The following is a 17459-nucleotide window of genomic DNA, read 5'->3' as shown; positions in this document are numbered from 1 at the left end:
TGGGGAAGCCTTGAGCTCGGAAGAAAGCCTTACCTTTTTTTCATCTCAAAAAACTCGCACTCATCCCGATCATAGTAAGCCAAATCTGCGACACGCGACTGCAAGACGACGGTTTTATCGCTAAAGCGCAAAATGACTGCATTTGAATCGACGATGTGATCATCTTTGAAAACTCGGACAGCGGATCCTTTTTCCACAGCCTCCTGAAAATCAGTATCTGTTACTAAACGTTGGTTCCTGGCCATTTTAAGCATTCTCCTTGTATGAGTAAAATAGTTCTTCTATTGTACCACACGGCGCCCGCAATCTCCCGATATGCACGAACGCCTACTCTTCGCCCGGCATACAATGTAGCACCAAAGAGTCTATTTCATCCAACCAATGAAGTGAACTCCCAAATGCTGCGTGGGCAGAGAGGATGCGTGATCCCGATGGACATTCAATTATTGCCGATTCATTGGGTGTATTTAGTATTTATTGGCTTTATCCTTACCCTTTTAATTAAGCGTAGAGATACTACGATGATTTGCGTGGTTGGGATTTTTGCGCTGGGCTTGCTGGCAACGGAAACATTAAGCGGTTCAGTATCCGGGGTGTTTAACAGCTTTATTTATGCAACAAAAGAGTTAATGGGGACGATTATGATTATCTCGATCATCGTGGCGATGAGCCGTGTGCTCATCCGTACAGGTATTAACGAAACGATGGTCGCGCCGCTGACCCGTTTTCTCCGGACACCGGCGCTTGCTTTCTGGGGCATCGGGATCATCATGATGGTGACTTCCTGGTTTTTCTGGCCTTCACCCGGCGTTGCGCTCATTGGGGCGGTGCTGCTGCCAGTGGCGGTGCGTGTCGGATTGCCTGCGCTAGGCGCAGCTATGGCGATGAACTTGTTCGGTCACGGGATTGCGCTCTCAGGGGATTACATTATTCAAGGAGCGCCAAAATTAACAGCGGATGCAGCTGGATTGCCGGTAACTGCTGTCATGGAGGCAAGTGTACCGCTTGTTATCGTCATGGGGCTAGTTACAACAGTAACCGCTTTCTGGATGATGCGGCGGGATATTAAAAATGGCACATGGCGCGATGGCCTTGTGACGAGCGGTACCGGAGATAAGGGTTCGCTATTGTCCTCTGACCAAGATGCCAAGTTGAATCTATCTCCGAAAATGAGAAAAGCGCTCGCGCTCATTATTCCTGTGCTCTTCGCTTTAGATGTGATTGCAATGTTCGTCCTCAATCTGCAGGGCGGAGACGCGACGGCGCTTGTTGGTGGAACCGCCGTGTTCATCCTCATCGGGGTTACGCTGCTTGCCCATCGGAATCAAGGGCTGGAGCAAACGACCACCTACCTCATTGAAGGTTTCGTTTTCGGTTTCAAAGTTTTCGGTCCCGTAATCCCGATTGCCGCTTTCTTCTATCTCGGCGATGCTGCTTTTACGGATCTGTTCGGTAAAGTACTGCCGGAGGGCTCGCACGGCATCGTGAACGACCTCGGCGTCGCACTCGCAGGCGTCGTTCCGCTGAACGGCGCGGTCGGCGCCGTGACGCTCACTGTCGTGGGCGCGATAACGGGCCTCGACGGCTCCGGCTTCTCCGGCATCTCCCTCGCGGGCTCGATTGCGCAGCTCTTCGCAACCGCCATCGGTTCCGGTGCGGCGGTGCTGACCGCGCTAGGGCAAGTGGCCGCCATCTGGGTCGGCGGCGGCACATTGATTCCGTGGGCGCTCATTCCAGCGGCAGCCATCTGCGGCGTCAGTCCGTTTGAGCTGGCGAGACGGAATCTGAAGCCTGTGCTCATCGGCCTTGCGGTGACGACGGTCGTGGCGATGTTTTTGGTGTAGGTTTGAAGGAGAGCCTCCCATTGGGAGGCTCTTTATTTTTAGATAACAAAGTATAAGTTTTATGCTTATGTTTCGCTCTACCTTGACAAACGAGTTCGTCCTAAAAGGACGACGAAGTCGTTTATCCTTGTCTACACCGGCCGAAACCGTCCAATTGGGTGATATCGCAAGACTAGCGCAGATAGTATCTCCTAAAGCCCTTACAATGAACTCAGAACGAACGGGATCGGAGTTGCCTATCATCCGTCTGAAGCAGTAAGCTTACATACAGACGACTACAGGAAGTTGGAGATGAGGCAGATGGAAGCTAAGTTTTGCATGACATGCGGAGCCCCTATGGAAACGCGCGATGTGGATGGTACGATTAGAAGAGCCTGTACGGTGTGCAGTTTTGTGCACTGGGGCAACTATAGTATTGGTGTAGGCGCTTTGGTAAGCAAAGATGAGAAGATCCTGCTTGTGCGCAGAGCGCAAGAGCCCGGCAAGGGCAGATGGACGAATCCTGGCGGCTATATTGAGCAGCATGAGCTGATTCAGGATACGATTGAGCGCGAAGTGCTGGAGGAATGCGGTGTCAAAGCCGAGGTTACCCGCTTGGTTGCCGTTCGCGATTTGCCTAGAAGCATTCATAACGTGTATATAGCTTTTGAATTGGATTACATTAGCGGCGAGCCTGTGCCTGATGGGGTAGAGGTGGATGCAGCGGGCTTTTACAGCCTTCAGGAGATGGAATCGATGCCGGTTGCGGACTTCACGCGTTGGCTGATCGACGTTGCTTTGCATTCCAAGTCGGCTGGTCTTGTCGAAGACAAAGAGCCTATCGTAAAAATGGACGGGTACGGGTTGTATCGTATTCCCAAGGTTCAAGCATGACGAAGCCCATCGGCCTGCGAGGGCATCATTTGCTTTGTTTGTTAGGATATCGGGGAATGGGATATTCCAAAGTGTTCTGCGAAAATATGACGAGTGTCTACGAGACGCTGCGAGAGCAGCCGGCGACGATTGTTCGCGTCGTCCTTGGACCCGACGATCTATGCGCAGCCTTTCCGGCGGACGAAGAGGCTCATTGCGAGAATAGAACCGTCTATGAGCGCGATGCAGAAATCGTAGCCAAGCTTGGCTTGCACGTTGGGATGGAGCTAAGCTGGTCGGAGATTTGCGGAAAAGTAGCCGGTCATGTGACGCCGGGGGACATCGGCCATCTGTGCGCCACATGCCGCTGGGAGCCTTACGGCGTATGCGCTGAAGGGGTGCGTTTGATCGGGGAGGGCGGCGAGCTGCCGCCTGTCCCGCATAAATAAGAGATTGCTTCTGCCTCCGAACTTGGGTCCGCTACGTTCCGCTATTTACTCAAAATACTGCCATATTCCACTTTAGTGGGAACTATGGTCCGTTATTTTGCCGTTTTCGCTCAAAAGTATGTTTCAGCGAGCAAATAAGGCCCTATAGTTCCTTTATGCTACCGAAATCAGCAAGTTTGACCGAAATAGCGGACCGTAGTTCCCGTCACCCGTAACCCGCCACCGTCACAGCAGGGGTCAGCTGAACAATCGCTGACAACCCTGAGGACTTTAAAGGCAAGCAAATGTCACAAGAGGGCAACATCAAAAAAAGCGATACAAGAGTTACTCTTGTATCGCTTTTTTGCATCTTTTAAACAAAAACGCTGACGTCCGAGCCTGTCTCCATCTTTTCTGCGGGAGAGGACAAAACGTTCGCCACCATAAGCAGATCATCGACAGGACGAAGAATGGAGCGGAGCAGTCGGCTGTCCTTCATCTCTGGCCGCAGCCACATTTCGGCCTGTTCTTCATCGAGAATGGCAGGCATTTTGCCATGATAAGGGGAGACGAGGGAGTTGGCTTCCGTCATCAGCATCATGCAGGTGCGCATTTCCTCCTCACCGCTAGGCGCCCGCCAGACATCGTACAAGCCCGCGATACCGAAAGTGCCGCTGCGCATTTTGAACTTCACCCACTGGGTTTCCTTACCCTCCGTCACACGCACATAGAATCCGCTGCAGGGAAGGACACAGCGCTGTTTTTTGATAATGCGCTCGAACGCTGTGTTGGTGAAGATTGAATCGCGTTCCCCGCATACGGCATCCTTGGCCCAGAAGGGCATGAGTCCCCAACGGAATTCATCCAGGAGCCGCTCTCCCTTTCTGTTCATCATGACAGCGGAAACGGACTCCGTAGGCACGACTTCATACCGATTGGCTGTATAGGACAGTAAACGGTCGATGCGAAATTGTTTCATGACGTCGTTAACGTCAGCAAGAATAGATATGGAATGACACATCATTATTCACCTCATTTGATTTTGGCTATTATTTGCCTGTTTCGCCAAAATCATGTATGAGTCGCCCAAATAAAAAAGCCGGGAGCTTGATGCCCCAGCTTTCACGTGTATTGTCCCGATAAATAGGTATGAATGCAATTTTTCCCGTTTCTTTTGGCGATATATAAGCATTCGTCCACTTGCTGAAACCAGGCTTTTTTCATCGTGTTGCGGTTATAAGGCGCTAGCCCGATGCTCATCGTTAACGGTTGTCCGGGCATCTCCGGAATTTCAGTTTCACGGATGATCTGCATAAAGGCTTCGCATACCGCCAGTACTTCGCTATGGGACTTGCCTACAAACAGCACGGCAAATTCCTCGCCGCCATACCGGAAAGACATATCGTCAGGCCCCAGCATATCTTTGAGCAGGCCGCCAATCGTTTTGAGCACAACGTCCCCGACCCAATGCCCGTAAGTGTCATTAATCTTTTTGAAATTATCGATATCCATCAGCGCAAGCTCGAGAGGCGCATCATAGGGCATATGCGAAATGAGATGGTCCGTGTGCTCTTGGAATGAACGATGGTTGAACAGCTCCGTGAGAGCATCCACTTTGGAAAGCCGGTCAATCATGACATTGCGAATGAGAAGATCCTGCTCGCGTAGGACGGAAGCTTTAAGCTGCTCAATTAGAGAGAGGCCTTTCGTCATAATAGCGAAGCTGACAAGAGCCGTCGCGGTTAGGACTGTAAGCGCAATGATGATTTCGGGAGGCGAAATCAGAGAGCCTTTGTACGCTTGGCTAATCAGTAAGGCTGTTAAACTTGCAATACCTAAACTATAAGCGAAAATAATATGTTTTTTTTGAAAATACACAGAGGATAAAATAATCGGAATGCTTATTAACTCGTACGAGCCCATCAGCTCAGGGATACACATAATGTAGATGCAAACCATGGTCATGGTCCATATAATCATGATAAAATCACTGTATCTTTTGAGGAAATGAACAGCCAGATAACCGGCGCCCATCAGGGAAAGCTGCAAGCTAGTCGGTATGACTTGGAATTGCAGGAAACTATGAAACCACTGCGTAGGCTGGTCATAGATATCGAAGAGAAAACCGATCATAGCTGCTACTTCATAGATAAGCAGGATCCACCATAAAAGATGGATGAGTTTTCGGTTCCAAATATGATCATTCTCCGGAAGTTGTTCCATTAGAAAGAGGCCACTTTCCTTTCGCTATGTCAAATGTTGGAAAACATTTTGTGTCTTGTGAGACCATTGTAAATAATAACCACCCGTTTAGGCAAGCAATGAAAATTTTAGATAGAATCACCAGGAGGGCTATGGCAGCTCAAAGTTATATACATGCATGGGAGCACTATAAAGACGAATTAATCTTGTTGGATAAAAAGCTGGAGCTTCTCTACAAGCGCAGGCAGAAGCTTACGCCAGATCCGCAAACCGATTCGTTTCGCGGGATGTTCGTGTCCGAAGACGAATTCATCCGCCTCATTGGCGAGCAGGGCTGGGATGCAGACCCTCAAGGGGAGGAACCGGCGCTCTTGGAGGACATTCAAGAGATGGAAACCTATATAGCTAAGCGTGTGGAGGAAAGCCGTAAAAAAAATGTATTCCTGCCCTTGTCGTATGTAACCTCCGTATTCGGGCTTTCCGCGATCGAGGAGCGGTTCGTCATGTTGGGGCTAGCGGTTGAATTGGATCGAAAATATGAAAGGATCTTTGGCTTCCTGCAAGATGATCTGACCAGCAAGACGCCAGTGATCAGCCTGGCGCTGCAGGTTGCGTGCAGCCATCCCGAGGACATGCGCGCAGCGCGAACCACTTTTATGGTCCCCGAGGGCCGGCTCGCGCGGTATTTGCTGCAGCGCGAGGAACAGGAAATCAGGGGCCAGTCACTGCTGTCTAAGCCGCTGGTTCTGGATAAGCGAATCGTCACCTTCCTGCTCGATTCCGGAGAAATGGACCCGAAGCTGAAGCCGGCGGTCGAGATGGTGTATCCGGACGAGGAGCTCGCCCCCTTGCTCGTTCAGGAGGATTTTCAGCAGCGGCTGCGAGGTTTCATCCGCGAGGCGCAGCAGGCGCCGGAAGCTGAGCGCAAGCGGCTCGCGTTCCACCTGTGGGGGAACCCGGGCGCAGGCAAGAAGCTGCAGGTGAAGCACTTCAGCAGCTATTTCAATAAGCCGCTGCTGATAGCTAATCTTGCGGATGTGCTGCTGCACGCCGCAAGCTTTGAGGAGCAGGTGAGCGCGATCGTGCGCGAGGCGATTTTGCACCAAGCCGTGCTGTGTTTCACACGGCTGGAGGCGCTCTATCCCGAAGAGCCGGACCTTGCGGCGCAGCAGCGGCTCGGGCGCTTTCATGAGCTGCTGGGCGGCTACGGCGGCATGGTATTTTTGTTAGCCGGGAAGTTTGCCCGGCTGAACTGGAAGCCCAAGGAGCGGCTGATCCTTGAGCATGAACTGCAAGTGCCGGACGAAGGCGGGCGCGAGCGCCTTTGGGCGGCATTCGCCCGCGAGCTCGGCGTGAGCGCGGGCGTGGATTTCCGGGTGATGAGCGGGAAATTCCGCTTCACCCCGGGTCAAATTCACCGCGCGCTGACGCTTGCGCGCGGGTACTCCGCCTGGCAGCGTGAGCCGCAGGCGGCTGCGCTTGAAAGCCTTAATACCGCTGCGCTCTATAAGGCGTGCTACCAGCAGGTGCAGCACAAGCTGGAGCGCAAGGCGACGCGCATTGAGCCTCGCTATCAGTGGGGGGATATCATCCTCCCGCCTGAGCAGAAGGATCAGCTCCGCAATGCGTGCAATCAAGTGAAATACCGTGGCGTCGTTTACAGCGACTGGGGGTTCGAGAAAAAGCTGGCCTATGGCAAAGGCCTCAGCATGCTATTCGCAGGCCCGCCGGGCACGGGGAAGACGATGTCTGCGCAGGTGGTCGCCGGCGACCTGCAGCTCGAGCTTTACAAGGTTGATCTCTCGCAGGTAATCAGCAAATATATTGGCGAGACGGAGAAAAACTTGCACGAGATTTTCGAAGAGGCGCAGCTCAGCAATGCGGTGCTGTTCTTCGACGAAACAGACGCCCTCTTCGGCAAACGGTCGGAAGTTAAAGATTCGCATGATAAGTATGCGAACATTGAAACGGCTTATCTTCTGCAGAAAATGGAAGAGTATCAAGGGATCACGGTGCTGGCTACGAATCTATTAAATAATATTGACGAAGCGTTTCTAAGACGGATCAACTACGTCATTAAATTTCCTTTTCCCGATAGTGAATACCGGGAGAAAATCTGGCAGTCCATGTTTCCCCCTGCAGCCCCTCTCAGCGATGATGTCGATTTTCGATATTTGGCGCAGCGCTATGAAATTGCCGGAGGAAATATTAAAAATGTCGTCCTCTCATCGGCCTTTTTGGCTGCAGAAGCGGGGGAACCAATCCGCATGCAGCATATTATCAAATCCATTCGCCACGAGCTTCAGAAGTCCGGCAAAATTTTGGCCCGGCAGGAGTGGGAAGATTACTAGAATTTCATATAACTTTTTATAGTCAGTCTAGAGATTTGCATTTATAATAGAAAAAGGTACACGATGTGACAGATTCCCTACCATTTCTACACACTACATAGGTATTTTGAGTCAGGAAGTGATTCCTATCGGTGATTATTCTGTAATTGCTGATGTAAGCGCATCTTTAGTGAAGCTTCTTAGAGAAAATATGACGCCGGACCCCATTCCGCAGCCGGAAATGATAGGGCTTGCTTCGCCTGTCGATAAAGGGGATTTCTACTTATCTCTTTATTTGTACAACGTTCGAGAGAGCGGAGATAACCGTCAAACCCATATGATTGCCCGAGGGACCACACAGATTCAATATCCCCCCATGGTGGTGGATCTCAGCTACTTGCTGACGGTGCATTCACCGGCCGAGCTTCAATCCAGAGCGCTGGATGAACACCGGATCTTGGGGCGAGCTATGCAAGTACTCTACGATCATTCCATACTTCGAGGCTCCATGACAGTAGGGACGCTCGCTGAGAAAGACGAAGAAGTTCGTATTGTGATGGAACCTCTCAATGGCGAAAGCATCCTGAACATGTGGAACTTCGCTGATACCCCGTACAGACTTTCTGTCAGCTACACTGTCGGGCCTGTCAATATTGATTCAACCCGCATCAAGACCACCAAAAGAGTTTCGGAAACCGATTTTCGTATACAAGGGTAGGAGGCTGGGTTGTGGAACATATTCGTATATCACAATTGAAAACCCGCGTATCCCTAGTTGTGTACGTAATTGACGCAACGACCTCCCAAACTCCTCTTGGCAACACGACCACCGTATATTTAGAAGGCACCCGTTCGAAAGCAATTTATAAATCGAATGGTTCCTATATATTTAATGATTTACCGCCCGGTGAATACCGTCTTTCGGTAAAGGGCGAGCACTATTTCGACGAACAAACTCTCATCACAGTAGGAACCGATAATTTTATAGAGGTTGTTCAGTTAAAACCGCTGCCATCTTATCCGTTTTCTCAAGGAGCAGGGCTTATTCGAGTGATGCTGCAGGATGCGGCTGGCGTTCCAGTGCGAAATGCCGGTTTAAAGGCCACGATTCTAACAGAAGAGTGCGCCAGAGCTCGCGTCATGGCGGATCAACTGGACAAGGGAGCGGATGTGATAACACTAGGTTCGTTTACAGGTGTTATTACAGCAGGCGATACCTACATACTTCGAGGACGAGGCGCTAAAGCCGCAGAGGAGCATATCCAAATTGCGGAGGTTCTTGAACATCAAAAGCGTTATCGTTTGGGGAAGAAATTGACTAAAGCGTTTTCTAGAGGCTCGATTTTGCTGCCTGTTCAAGAAACTCGATCTACGGAGCGCGGAGAGGCTGTCATTGCTTTTCGTGGCAATCGGATTTCCGCTTTTCAGACAGAACTGGTTATTACGTACGGCACGGATAAGCAGTATGTGGTGAAGGAAGTTGCAGTATCGGAAGGAACGACCACCAACCTTGGCATTATTCGACTGACCTGACCCTAATTAGTAGAATGGACACGTCCATCTTCTATACAAAAATGACAAGCAGAAAGGAGAGAACTGGTTTCACGTCTGTGGCCGTGCAAGAGGTGCCACCTGACGGAACTGGGGAACAATGGCTGACTATTTATCACCTGGAGTCTATGTGGAAGAGTTTGACAGCGGGGCACAACCGCTTGAAGGTGCAAGCACAAGTACGGCCGGGTTTATAGGGCTTGCGCAAAGAGGGGAAATTGAAGGTGTCCCTCAACTGGTTACGAGCGTAGCTGATTTTCATCGTTTGTTCGGCAGCTACTTGTCCGAGAACGAATTCGGCGAGTATCGCTTCCTTTCTTATGCTGTTGAGCATTTCTACTTAAACGGAGGATCCCGCTGTTACGTTATGCGTGTAGCGCCAACTGACGCGAAAGTAGCAACGAACAAAGCGGAGAGCAACAAAGAATCCGCCGTTCTCCAAATTGCTTCCAAAAACCCTGGAACATGGGGCAACCAAGTTCGCATCGTAGTCGTTCCATCAAGCAAAGCCAAAACACAAATCTACGAAGTTCTCAACGAAACGCAATACCGTGTCAAAAATAACGCAGGCTTTAACGTAGGTGACGTCGTAGCTTTTGAGGCAGCAGGCAAAAAGCAATACAACAAAGTCATCGCATCCCAAGATAACATCATTGAACTTTCCGCAGAACTGGATGGCGATGTCGTAGACGCTGGTTTGCTTCCAGCCAAAGTACTGACAACTTGCGAGTTCACGTTGCATGTATTCTACGGTGACGAAGCTGAGACATATGAGAAAGTATCCTTGAACATTTCGGCAGCTAATCACATTGAGAAAATCGTTTCCCGTTCAAACATTATTACGGTGAAGGATTTGACAGAAGGCAAAGATCTCGGTCCTGTAGCTCCTTTCGAAGTGCTTTCCGGCGATGTCGAAACAGTTGGGAAGTTCCAGATCGCCTTGTCGGGCGGAAGCAACGGTTCCATCGCGCAAGTGACGCCTGATATCTTCATGGGTGTAGACCGTGGACCTGGTAAACGTACAGGTATTCAGTCTTTCATCGACAACGATGTTGTCAGCATCATGGCGATTCCAGGCGTAACGGAGCCTACCGTTCAACTTTCTCTGGTTGCTCACTGTGAAAACTTAGGCAGCCGTTTCGCTGTTCTGGATATTCCGCGTGAAAAAACAAAAGTCGCTGATGTAATGACGCACCGCAACATTTTTGACAGCTCATACGCAGCGATGTACAATCCGTGGCTTCAAGTGTTCGATCCATTTGACAAAAGAAATATTTACATACCGCCATCAGGCTCTGTCATTGGTATTTACTCCCGTTCCGACCAAACGCGTGGCGTTCAAAAAGCGCCTGCAAACGAAGTCGTTCGCGGTGCTGTTGGTCTTGACTGCCAGTACAACAAAGGCGAGCAAGATATTCTGAACCCGCAAGGCGTTAACTTGATTCGCGCTTTTGCCGGACAAGGCATTCGCGTTTGGGGTGCCCGCACAACGTCCTCTAACGGTTTATGGAAATATGTCAACGTAAGACGTTTGTTCATCTTTATTGAAGAGTCCATCAAGAATGGCACGAACTGGGTCGTTTTCGAACCGAATGACGAGCAGCTTTGGGCCCGTGTACAACGTACCATTGATGCGTTCTTAACGCGCGTTTGGAGAGACGGCGCCTTAATGGGCGGAAGTCCGTCAGAGGCGTTCTACATTAACATTGGCCGCAGCACAATGACGCAGGACGACATTGATAATGGCCGACTCATTTGTGTGATCGGGGTAGCGCCGGTGAAACCTGCCGAGTTCGTCATCTTCCGCATTACTCAGAAAACAAGAGAAGAATAGTTGAATCGTTAGATATTTCTTAGATTAGGAAAGGGGTATAACATGGCTGGCGAACGTAGGGATCCATACCGCAATTTTAGATTTAGAATTGAAGTAGAAGGTATTCAGCAAGCTGGATTCAGTGAAATCTCCGGATTTGACGCTTCCCTTTCGGTAATTGAATACCGTGAAGGCAATGAAACCATTACACCCCGGAAGCTTCCGGGACTTGCGAAATACGGCAACATCTCACTGAAGTGGGGGGTTACGGACTCCATGGATATGTACAACTGGATGTCCGAGTCCATTCAAGGCAAAATTTCCCGCAAAACAGTTACGATCATCGCGATCAACGAAGAAGGCGGCGACGTAGCAACTTGGCAGGTTATTGAAGCATGGCCGTCTAAGTACTCGGCTCCAAGCTTTAAAGGTACAGGCAATGAAGTTGCCATTGAAAGCCTAGAGCTTGCTCACGAGGGTATGACACGTACGAAGTAACGATCGTTAGAGTAGGCGCCGGAGCACCAGTCTCCGGTTCCTATCTCTTCTTTTTTTCAGCTTAAAGCTTAAGGAGGAAACCATCATGGCTTTTAAAACAGAATACGAATTCGAGCTGCCTAGAGGATATGTCGATGAGAACGGTAACCTGCACAAAAGAGGCGTTATGCGGTTAGCGACGGCTGCGGATGAAATCCTGCCTATGCGTGATCAACGCGTTCAGCAAAACCCGGGCTACCTGACCATTATTTTATTAACGCGTGTCATTACAAACCTTGGTGATTTGCGTGCCATTGATACCAGGGTGGTTGAGAAATTTTTTACAGCCGACCTCGCTTTTCTGCAAAACTTCTATCGCCAAATTAATGAAATGGAAGTGCCGAGAGTGCACACAAGCTGTCCGAAATGTGAGCATGAATTCGATGTGGACGTGTCTTTTTTGGACGAGATGGCGGGGGCATAACCGGGTATCCCATTGACAAGATCTATGAGGAAGCGGGCTTTATTGCTTACTACTTTCATTGGACGCATGATGAAATCATGTCAATGGAACACAAGGAACGCCGAACGTGGTGCGAGGAAATATCCCGCATCAACCGCAATCTGAACGACGATGGTAAAAAGCAGCCAGACAATCCGTTTGATGTGTTCGGTAAGAGGTGAGTAACGAATGACAATAACCAAACCGCATAATGTTGGCGGCGCATTTCGATTCGTGGTAGAGCTTGACGGACTCATCGTCGGCGGTTTTTCCGAGGTGACCGGCATGAAGTCGGAGACGGAAGTGAAGCCGTTATGGGAAGGCGGCGTGAACTCGCACCCCCACTACATGATCGAGCATACGAAGTATCCGAACATTGTGCTCAAAAGAGGCATCACCACTTCCAGTGAGCTGTGGGAATGGTACGATGGTGTCACCCAAGGTAAAATCAAACGGAAAAACGGTTCGATCATCCTGCATAACCAGGCAGGGACGGAGATGTGCCGTTGGAATTTTTTTAGTGCGTTTCCTGTGAAATGGAGCGGGCCGGATTTGAATGCAACCAGCGGAAATGTAGCGATTGAGTCTGTCGAACTGGTGCATGAAGGCTTAAAGACGATTTTCAAAAAGTAGACGAAAACACTTAGGGAGATGGATTGTTTATGAAATCTCGACAATCGCATAAACCCCGGGGGAGAAGAAAGAAAGTCAAGAAGGCTGTACTGCAGACTCCTGTGACGACTGGCAGTTCAGCAGGACGTGCAGCAAGGGAAGCGAATCTATTTGCAACAGGTATTGCGGGCAAATACGGTTTTTGGCGAAACAACTATTTAGGGTTGTTAGCCCTTATTTTTAAGCAAAACGGTATGAGCAGCCGTAAACAATTAGCGGCATTAACAGACACGAATGATCGAGCATGGATAATTCAGCTGGAACTGCTTTTGAAAAGCTTGCAGCATCCCGAGTCCGCACCGCTCATCACGAAGAAACAAACCATTCGTCAGATCGAGCAGCTAATGACGAATGCCGGGTACAAAATTCCGGCGTTGTCGCATATATCGCCAAGTCCATCGGATGCAGCTCCAACTCTTCTGCAAGCGCAAGGACCAGCTGAGAAGCCGGTCAAGAAAAGAGGGCGCAAAAGCAAGAAGCAGCTTGAAGCTGAGGCATCTGTTAACCATATAAATCATCCAGACATGATCCCTCAATCTCCCAGTGAGAAAAGGGTCAAGCCAGCATTAGTTAATTACGTTAATAAAGGAAGCTTACCGTTAATCAACCGCTCGATCGGGCAAATTGCAGCGTCCATTGGGATGGTTGGCAGCAGCCGGCGCAATAGGTCAGAGCAGCAGTCGCAAGCGGTGAGCAGACATCAACATACAACTCAAAATGTGAATATTCAGCTTAAAAGCATTCAACTTATTCATAAAAGCGTCATTCGTGAAAAGGGACGTCCCTCTACAGCCCAAGCAGGCTGGGAGAGATCATCTAAGATTAGCCATGCAAATGTAGCTAACCACGTGGAGGCTGTTCAAAGGACTTCGCAGCTGCTTGAAAGGTTCCAAGAAGGCAAGCCTGCTGTAAGCATGTTGGAACGCGGCACGGATTCCACTTCTGTGGGAGCTACAGATTCAGCGCAGCCATCGGTCTTACAGATTGCCAAACTTTATTTGAATGACGTGGCTCGGCCGCATTTGGTTAGTAAGGCGCAGCATCAACCTTTGTTTGAGGAAGATGTGGCGACCATGAGCTCGCCGGCTTCATCGCCCAAATCGCTGCCAAAGCTTGGCACAGGACCTTTTACGGCAGGGAATGCGCCGGCTTCTGTGCATTTTATCAAAAGTCTTTTAGTAAGGAATGCATCTCAGGAAGCAGGGGCTTCCATCGATCCGATGCCGCCACATCATGCTAACGATGTGAGGGGGGGAGAACGGCAACCTAAGACTTCTGCATCCAAAGGGTTCCTAGCAGCTAGTCAGCTCCCATTAGCCATCAATGCATCTCGAATAACGTCAACATTGCCTTTTGCTATGCATGCTGCGACTAGTCTGAATGCACGCAATGAAGCATGGGGAGGCGCTCCCAACTCGAACTCGCCTCGTATTTGGAGGAAGCCACAAGGGCAAGATCAAGCACGAGCAGACGAACAAGAACGAGTACGTGTGCAGGAGTATGTGCAAGATCAACATGCCACACAGTTACACAAGCAAATACTGAGCTTGCAAGAGCGAGTGGAGAACCAGGCGGAAGAAGCACATAGGCTAGATCAAGCGAATGCACAGCTTCACGTCCAAGCGCAGGATCAAGCAGAAAATCACAGACAAGAAACAGCGAGTGATCGCGAGCAAGGCATCGTGCAGGAACAACAAAGAGCGCGAGAAGTAGAAAGAGTGCAAGAGAGAGCGCAAGAGAAGCAGATATCACAAGAGAAGGCTAGTGTTCGAGATCAAGAGTTGCACTCAACAGCTGTGCAGGTTCGTAATCAACGTGAAGTTTCGTGGGGAATTCATGCTCCAAATCAAGTACTGCGGAGTAATGGACAGTCTGGAAGTTTAGGAGCAGTCTCCGATGAGAAGACGCTCATTGATGGTGCAGCAGATGCTCAACAGCGCATACGGGCAAAGGGAAACGGTGACCAGAGCTTCGTAATGGAGCGCCTTGCGCAGCATGCTGTTAAGCCAGTGAGTGGACAAGGGATCACAACTTTTTCAGGGAAAGAGACCGCGTTCAGTCCTTCCAAGCTTACTCATAGAAAGCTCAGTGCCATTGAGAGTGGTATAGAAGCTGCTGTGAAAATTCAAAGTAATGAGCATACGTTAAAGCAGCTGCTTCAAAAACAAAGACAGCAATCTTCTAATGATTTATTTGTTGGAAGTACATATACCAATCTGACGACTCATACACCGCGCATGATACGGGTGGAGAGCAGTCAGCGAAAGCAAACGGACACAATTAACGACGTAAATAGCACACCAAGCATTAATTTTCATCCAATGAATAACTCGATTCAGAGGATGAAAACTTCAAGTCAAACGAGCACAAATGGCAGGCAATTGGAAGGTGTTCTGAAGCAAATGTGGGGAAATCAACCGGAAGCGGGGAAGATAGCATCCTCGGTTCCAGGTGTACGATATCCCAAGAACATAACTTCTGAGATATCTGCAAAAATGGCTGGAAACAATATCATTAAATTAGCAGCAAGTCCGATTGAAGGTTACCGTGCTAGTGTTAAAGCAAGCACACGGCTTCACGAGGCTGAGCGGATATTCCGAACTCCGTTGGACAACGGAAGAGGAGACGCTGTTAGCGAGCGGCAGAGTAGGGGCCAAAGGGAAGATCAGGATGCCGCAGCAGTGCGAGGCGCGCTCCCTTCTCATGACCTAGCTTCTGAGATATCTGCAAAAATCGTGGAATCCAGTATCACGAAAATAGGCACTGCGTTTATCCAGACGGCAGGTATGAATACCGAAGGCAGCTTGAACAGGCGCATGGAGAACGGATTAGAGAATGGACTCCCGGGACATCCAGCTAAAGGCATACGAGCTAGTTCGTTAAGCAATTCAAGTGCTTCAGGTCAGAGAGTTGAAAGGGTTTTTCGCAGTCTGGCAGGACCTCAGGGATGGGGGAAAAACGAACCAACGGATCGAACCGGAAAAATTGCTCAAACTGTGCAAACAGCAGAGATAGAGCAAAGAGCAGAAACAGCACAAGCATCGCAAACAGAGCAAAGAGCAGAAACAGGGCAAGCATCGCAAGCAGAGCAAGGGGCAGAAACAGGGCAAGCATCACAAACAGAGCAAAGAGCAGAAACATCACAAGCAGTACAAACAGCACAGACTGTATCAGGCAAACTAATCACATCGGATGATCATTCTAAGAGCGATCAGCTGGCAGAAGATGTTAAAAAAGAAGCGAGGAATCAGACTCGCAGCAGCTTGTCTTCAGGTGATTTTGCCGCAGAGATCGCAGCGAAAATAACGAAGAACAGCTTGAAAAGCTTGAGGCCGAGTCTTGCCCCGGCAGCGGCGGAGATAGCACTGCTTAGGAGTCAGCAGGCTGACTCGATATCACGAGAACCGTACCAAGGGTCTGCCGTTCGAGCCATTTGGCGAGCAAGACAAAGGGAGGCATCGACGGACAAAGTATCGGTGTCAGGAAACGAAGGCCGTGCCGCGTCCGTTAAGGTTGATGCAGGATCTGCGGTGAATGCAAGTGATACTCCCGGGACTTCTCAGCGTGCGTCTTTTGAAGTTGCTAGAGGAATAATTAGCCAGGCTTCATCTACTGTTCCAATGTTTAGAAGATCAGCTAGTTCAGCTAATTTTCCACGAAATGAGTATGTTGGGAATAGCGTCGGACAGGCAGCTTTAGGAAATCTCAATTGGATAGGCAGAACTAATCCTAACGAGATTCACAGATCAATGGAAGCTGAGGCACGGGCGAAGCTTCACATTCAGGCAGGGAGCGCAATGCAATCGCGGAAACAGCCAGTCGTAGAAGCTAGGCGCAGCGCGCAAGTGGAGCATGTTCAGAGGCAAACCATTGCCGCTGAAAGTGAACGCGCGCAGCGTGCGAGGACTGGTTCGGGGAATCAGGAGGAAGCTGGAAGCTTCCTGTCTGATTCAACGGAACGAACCATCAGGGCTAGCCTGAGCGCGCTGGAGGAAGCGCGCGCTCAGGCGGAGCAGCCCGCTGCCGCTTCGCAGGCAGCGGTAAGAGCGGACGCGCGTACGACACGCGCGCCGGTGGCTCGCCAGCCCGCCAGCATGACACCGCGTGTCATGCCGCTGCTGGCGAGCAGCGCAGGAGCGCGCTTCGCCGCTCCTGCGGGAGGGGCTGCGGCTTCGCCTGCCGCAGCGGTACACCTCCTGCCCGCCCACGGGACGGGCAGCATCACGCAGGCGGCTGCCATAGGCAGAGCCGCCGCCATAACGGCTGGCGCGCAGCACAACGCCAGCCTGAACCAGAGCAGCAGCGCCAGCTTGGCTGCTGCAGGCCATACCCCGCTGCCCACGCAGGTGCAGCGGCAGCTAGCAGCAGCCGGCGTATCCTTCGCCGGCGCAGAGGGTCAGAGCGCGCTGCAAGCGGGCGCGCCAATCACGCTGCTGCTGCCCGGCATAGGCAGCAGATCGGCAACCGCGAGGCAGGAGCACCTGGCCTCGCAGCCAGCGGCGCTGGAGCATAAGCAGGCTCCAGCGGGACCAGCACCGCAAAGCGCCTTGGCGGAGAAGCCGCTGGAGATGGACTGGCTGCGCACCAAAGAGAGCGCAGACCAGGATCAAACCCCGGCAGCGCCAATCCCGCAAGCGGCGCCGGAGCTGAGCAGCGAGCAGCTGCAAGAACTGATGAAACAGCTGCCGCAGCTGGATGTCGCCAAGATCGCGGACAAGGTGTTCCGCGAAATCGAGAAAAGAATGAAGTTCGAACGGCAGCGCCGTGGACTGTGACTTTTATATATTT

At 50.7% G+C, this 17459-nt stretch carries 15 protein-coding genes; 12 read left to right on the top strand and 3 right to left on the bottom strand.

Annotation, left to right across the window (positions count from 1 at the left end; genetic code table 11):
* Window positions 1–29 precede the first annotated feature (29 nt).
* Window positions 30–245 carry a hypothetical protein gene (locus J2Z65_RS27275; RefSeq protein ID WP_167066010.1) on the bottom strand — a complete coding sequence of 72 codons (216 nt, stop codon included), beginning with the start codon at window positions 243–245 and terminating at the stop codon, window positions 30–32.
* Between the two features lie 186 nt (window positions 246–431).
* On the opposite strand from J2Z65_RS27275, the gene J2Z65_RS27270 reads away from it, so the two are divergent.
* From J2Z65_RS27270 to J2Z65_RS27260, 3 genes are all read left to right on the top strand, one after another.
* Window positions 432–1844 carry a hypothetical protein gene (locus tag J2Z65_RS27270; RefSeq protein WP_167066007.1) on the top strand — a complete coding sequence of 471 codons (1413 nt, stop codon included), beginning with the start codon at window positions 432–434 and terminating at the stop codon, window positions 1842–1844.
* A gap of 300 nt (window positions 1845–2144) precedes the next feature.
* A complete protein-coding gene (locus tag J2Z65_RS27265; RefSeq protein ID WP_167066004.1) occupies window positions 2145–2717 on the top strand; it encodes an NUDIX hydrolase in 573 nt (190 codons plus the stop codon).
* 56 nt (window positions 2718–2773) lie between these two features.
* Window positions 2774–3145: a DUF1284 domain-containing protein gene (locus tag J2Z65_RS27260; protein ID WP_240159980.1), complete on the top strand. Its 372-nt coding sequence runs from the start codon at window positions 2774–2776 to the stop codon at window positions 3143–3145.
* Window positions 3146–3497: 352 nt separating this feature from the next.
* On the opposite strand, the gene J2Z65_RS27255 is transcribed toward J2Z65_RS27260, so the two are convergent.
* Both J2Z65_RS27255 and J2Z65_RS27250 read right to left on the bottom strand, forming a co-directional pair.
* The gene (locus tag J2Z65_RS27255) at window positions 3498–4148 is read right to left on the bottom strand and encodes an SOS response-associated peptidase (protein WP_167065998.1); all 651 of its coding nucleotides are present in this window, start codon (window positions 4146–4148) and stop codon (window positions 3498–3500) included.
* 98 nt (window positions 4149–4246) lie between these two features.
* Complete coding sequence (locus J2Z65_RS27250) at window positions 4247–5347, bottom strand: GGDEF domain-containing protein (RefSeq protein ID WP_167065995.1); 1101 nt, start codon at window positions 5345–5347, stop codon at window positions 4247–4249.
* A 131-nt stretch (window positions 5348–5478) separates the two neighbouring features.
* On the opposite strand from J2Z65_RS27250, the gene J2Z65_RS27245 reads away from it, so the two are divergent.
* The 9 genes from J2Z65_RS27245 (at window position 5479) to J2Z65_RS27205 (ending at window position 17446) form a co-directional block, all read left to right on the top strand.
* Complete coding sequence (locus J2Z65_RS27245) at window positions 5479–7677, top strand: ATP-binding protein (protein WP_167065992.1); 2199 nt, start codon at window positions 5479–5481, stop codon at window positions 7675–7677.
* Window positions 7678–7795: 118 nt separating this feature from the next.
* On the top strand, window positions 7796–8374 hold the full coding sequence (locus tag J2Z65_RS27240) for a Pvc16 family protein (RefSeq protein ID WP_338111789.1): 579 nt from the start codon (window positions 7796–7798) through the stop codon (window positions 8372–8374).
* Between the two features lie 11 nt (window positions 8375–8385).
* A complete protein-coding gene (locus J2Z65_RS27235; protein ID WP_167065989.1) occupies window positions 8386–9189 on the top strand; it encodes a DUF2012 domain-containing protein in 804 nt (267 codons plus the stop codon).
* A 118-nt stretch (window positions 9190–9307) separates the two neighbouring features.
* The gene (locus J2Z65_RS27230) at window positions 9308–11041 is read left to right on the top strand and encodes a phage tail sheath family protein (RefSeq protein WP_167065986.1); all 1734 of its coding nucleotides are present in this window, start codon (window positions 9308–9310) and stop codon (window positions 11039–11041) included.
* A 42-nt stretch (window positions 11042–11083) separates the two neighbouring features.
* The gene (locus J2Z65_RS27225) at window positions 11084–11518 is read left to right on the top strand and encodes a phage tail protein (RefSeq protein WP_056612231.1); all 435 of its coding nucleotides are present in this window, start codon (window positions 11084–11086) and stop codon (window positions 11516–11518) included.
* An 85-nt stretch (window positions 11519–11603) separates the two neighbouring features.
* Window positions 11604–11981 carry a phage tail assembly protein gene (locus tag J2Z65_RS27220; RefSeq protein ID WP_127458507.1) on the top strand — a complete coding sequence of 126 codons (378 nt, stop codon included), beginning with the start codon at window positions 11604–11606 and terminating at the stop codon, window positions 11979–11981.
* Window positions 11936–12181, top strand: a complete 246-nt coding sequence (locus J2Z65_RS35970) for a DUF6760 family protein (RefSeq protein WP_338111790.1) — start codon at window positions 11936–11938, stop codon at window positions 12179–12181. Before J2Z65_RS27220 ends, J2Z65_RS35970 begins: the two co-directional genes overlap by 46 nt.
* Before the next feature lie 7 nt (window positions 12182–12188).
* Window positions 12189–12632 (top strand): phage tail protein, encoded by a 444-nt coding sequence (locus tag J2Z65_RS27210; protein WP_167065983.1) that lies wholly within the window; start codon window positions 12189–12191, stop codon window positions 12630–12632.
* A gap of 29 nt (window positions 12633–12661) precedes the next feature.
* Entirely contained in the window at window positions 12662–17446 is a 4785-nt protein-coding gene (locus J2Z65_RS27205) for a hypothetical protein (RefSeq protein WP_167065980.1), read from the top strand.
* Window positions 17447–17459: the final 13 nt, after the last annotated feature.

It is taken from the genome of Paenibacillus aceris (assembly GCF_017874035.1).
Taxonomy (GTDB): Bacteria; Bacillota; Bacilli; order Paenibacillales; family NBRC-103111; genus Paenibacillus_E; species Paenibacillus_E aceris.
The sequence above is the reverse complement of the archived record's forward strand: the minus strand, read 5'-3'. Positions and strand labels throughout refer to the sequence as shown.

Bases quoted from the DNA above. Each gene is read 5' to 3' on its own strand.
- J2Z65_RS27275 (WP_167066010.1), bottom strand. From the start codon at position 245: ATGGCCAGGAACCAACGTTTAGTAACAGATACTGATTTTCAGGAGGCT.
- J2Z65_RS27270 (WP_167066007.1), top strand. From the start codon at position 432: ATGGACATTCAATTATTGCCGATTCATTGGGTGTATTTAGTATTTATT.
- J2Z65_RS27265 (WP_167066004.1), top strand. From the start codon at position 2,145: ATGGAAGCTAAGTTTTGCATGACATGCGGAGCCCCTATGGAAACGCGC.
- J2Z65_RS27260 (WP_240159980.1), top strand. From the start codon at position 2,774: ATGGGATATTCCAAAGTGTTCTGCGAAAATATGACGAGTGTCTACGAG.
- J2Z65_RS27255 (WP_167065998.1), bottom strand. From the start codon at position 4,148: ATGATGTGTCATTCCATATCTATTCTTGCTGACGTTAACGACGTCATG.
- J2Z65_RS27250 (WP_167065995.1), bottom strand. From the start codon at position 5,347: ATGGAACAACTTCCGGAGAATGATCATATTTGGAACCGAAAACTCATC.
- J2Z65_RS27245 (WP_167065992.1), top strand. From the start codon at position 5,479: ATGGCAGCTCAAAGTTATATACATGCATGGGAGCACTATAAAGACGAA.
- J2Z65_RS27230 (WP_167065986.1), top strand. From the start codon at position 9,308: ATGGCTGACTATTTATCACCTGGAGTCTATGTGGAAGAGTTTGACAGC.
- J2Z65_RS27225 (WP_056612231.1), top strand. From the start codon at position 11,084: ATGGCTGGCGAACGTAGGGATCCATACCGCAATTTTAGATTTAGAATT.
- J2Z65_RS27220 (WP_127458507.1), top strand. From the start codon at position 11,604: ATGGCTTTTAAAACAGAATACGAATTCGAGCTGCCTAGAGGATATGTC.
- J2Z65_RS27210 (WP_167065983.1), top strand. From the start codon at position 12,189: ATGACAATAACCAAACCGCATAATGTTGGCGGCGCATTTCGATTCGTG.
- J2Z65_RS27205 (WP_167065980.1), top strand. From the start codon at position 12,662: ATGAAATCTCGACAATCGCATAAACCCCGGGGGAGAAGAAAGAAAGTC.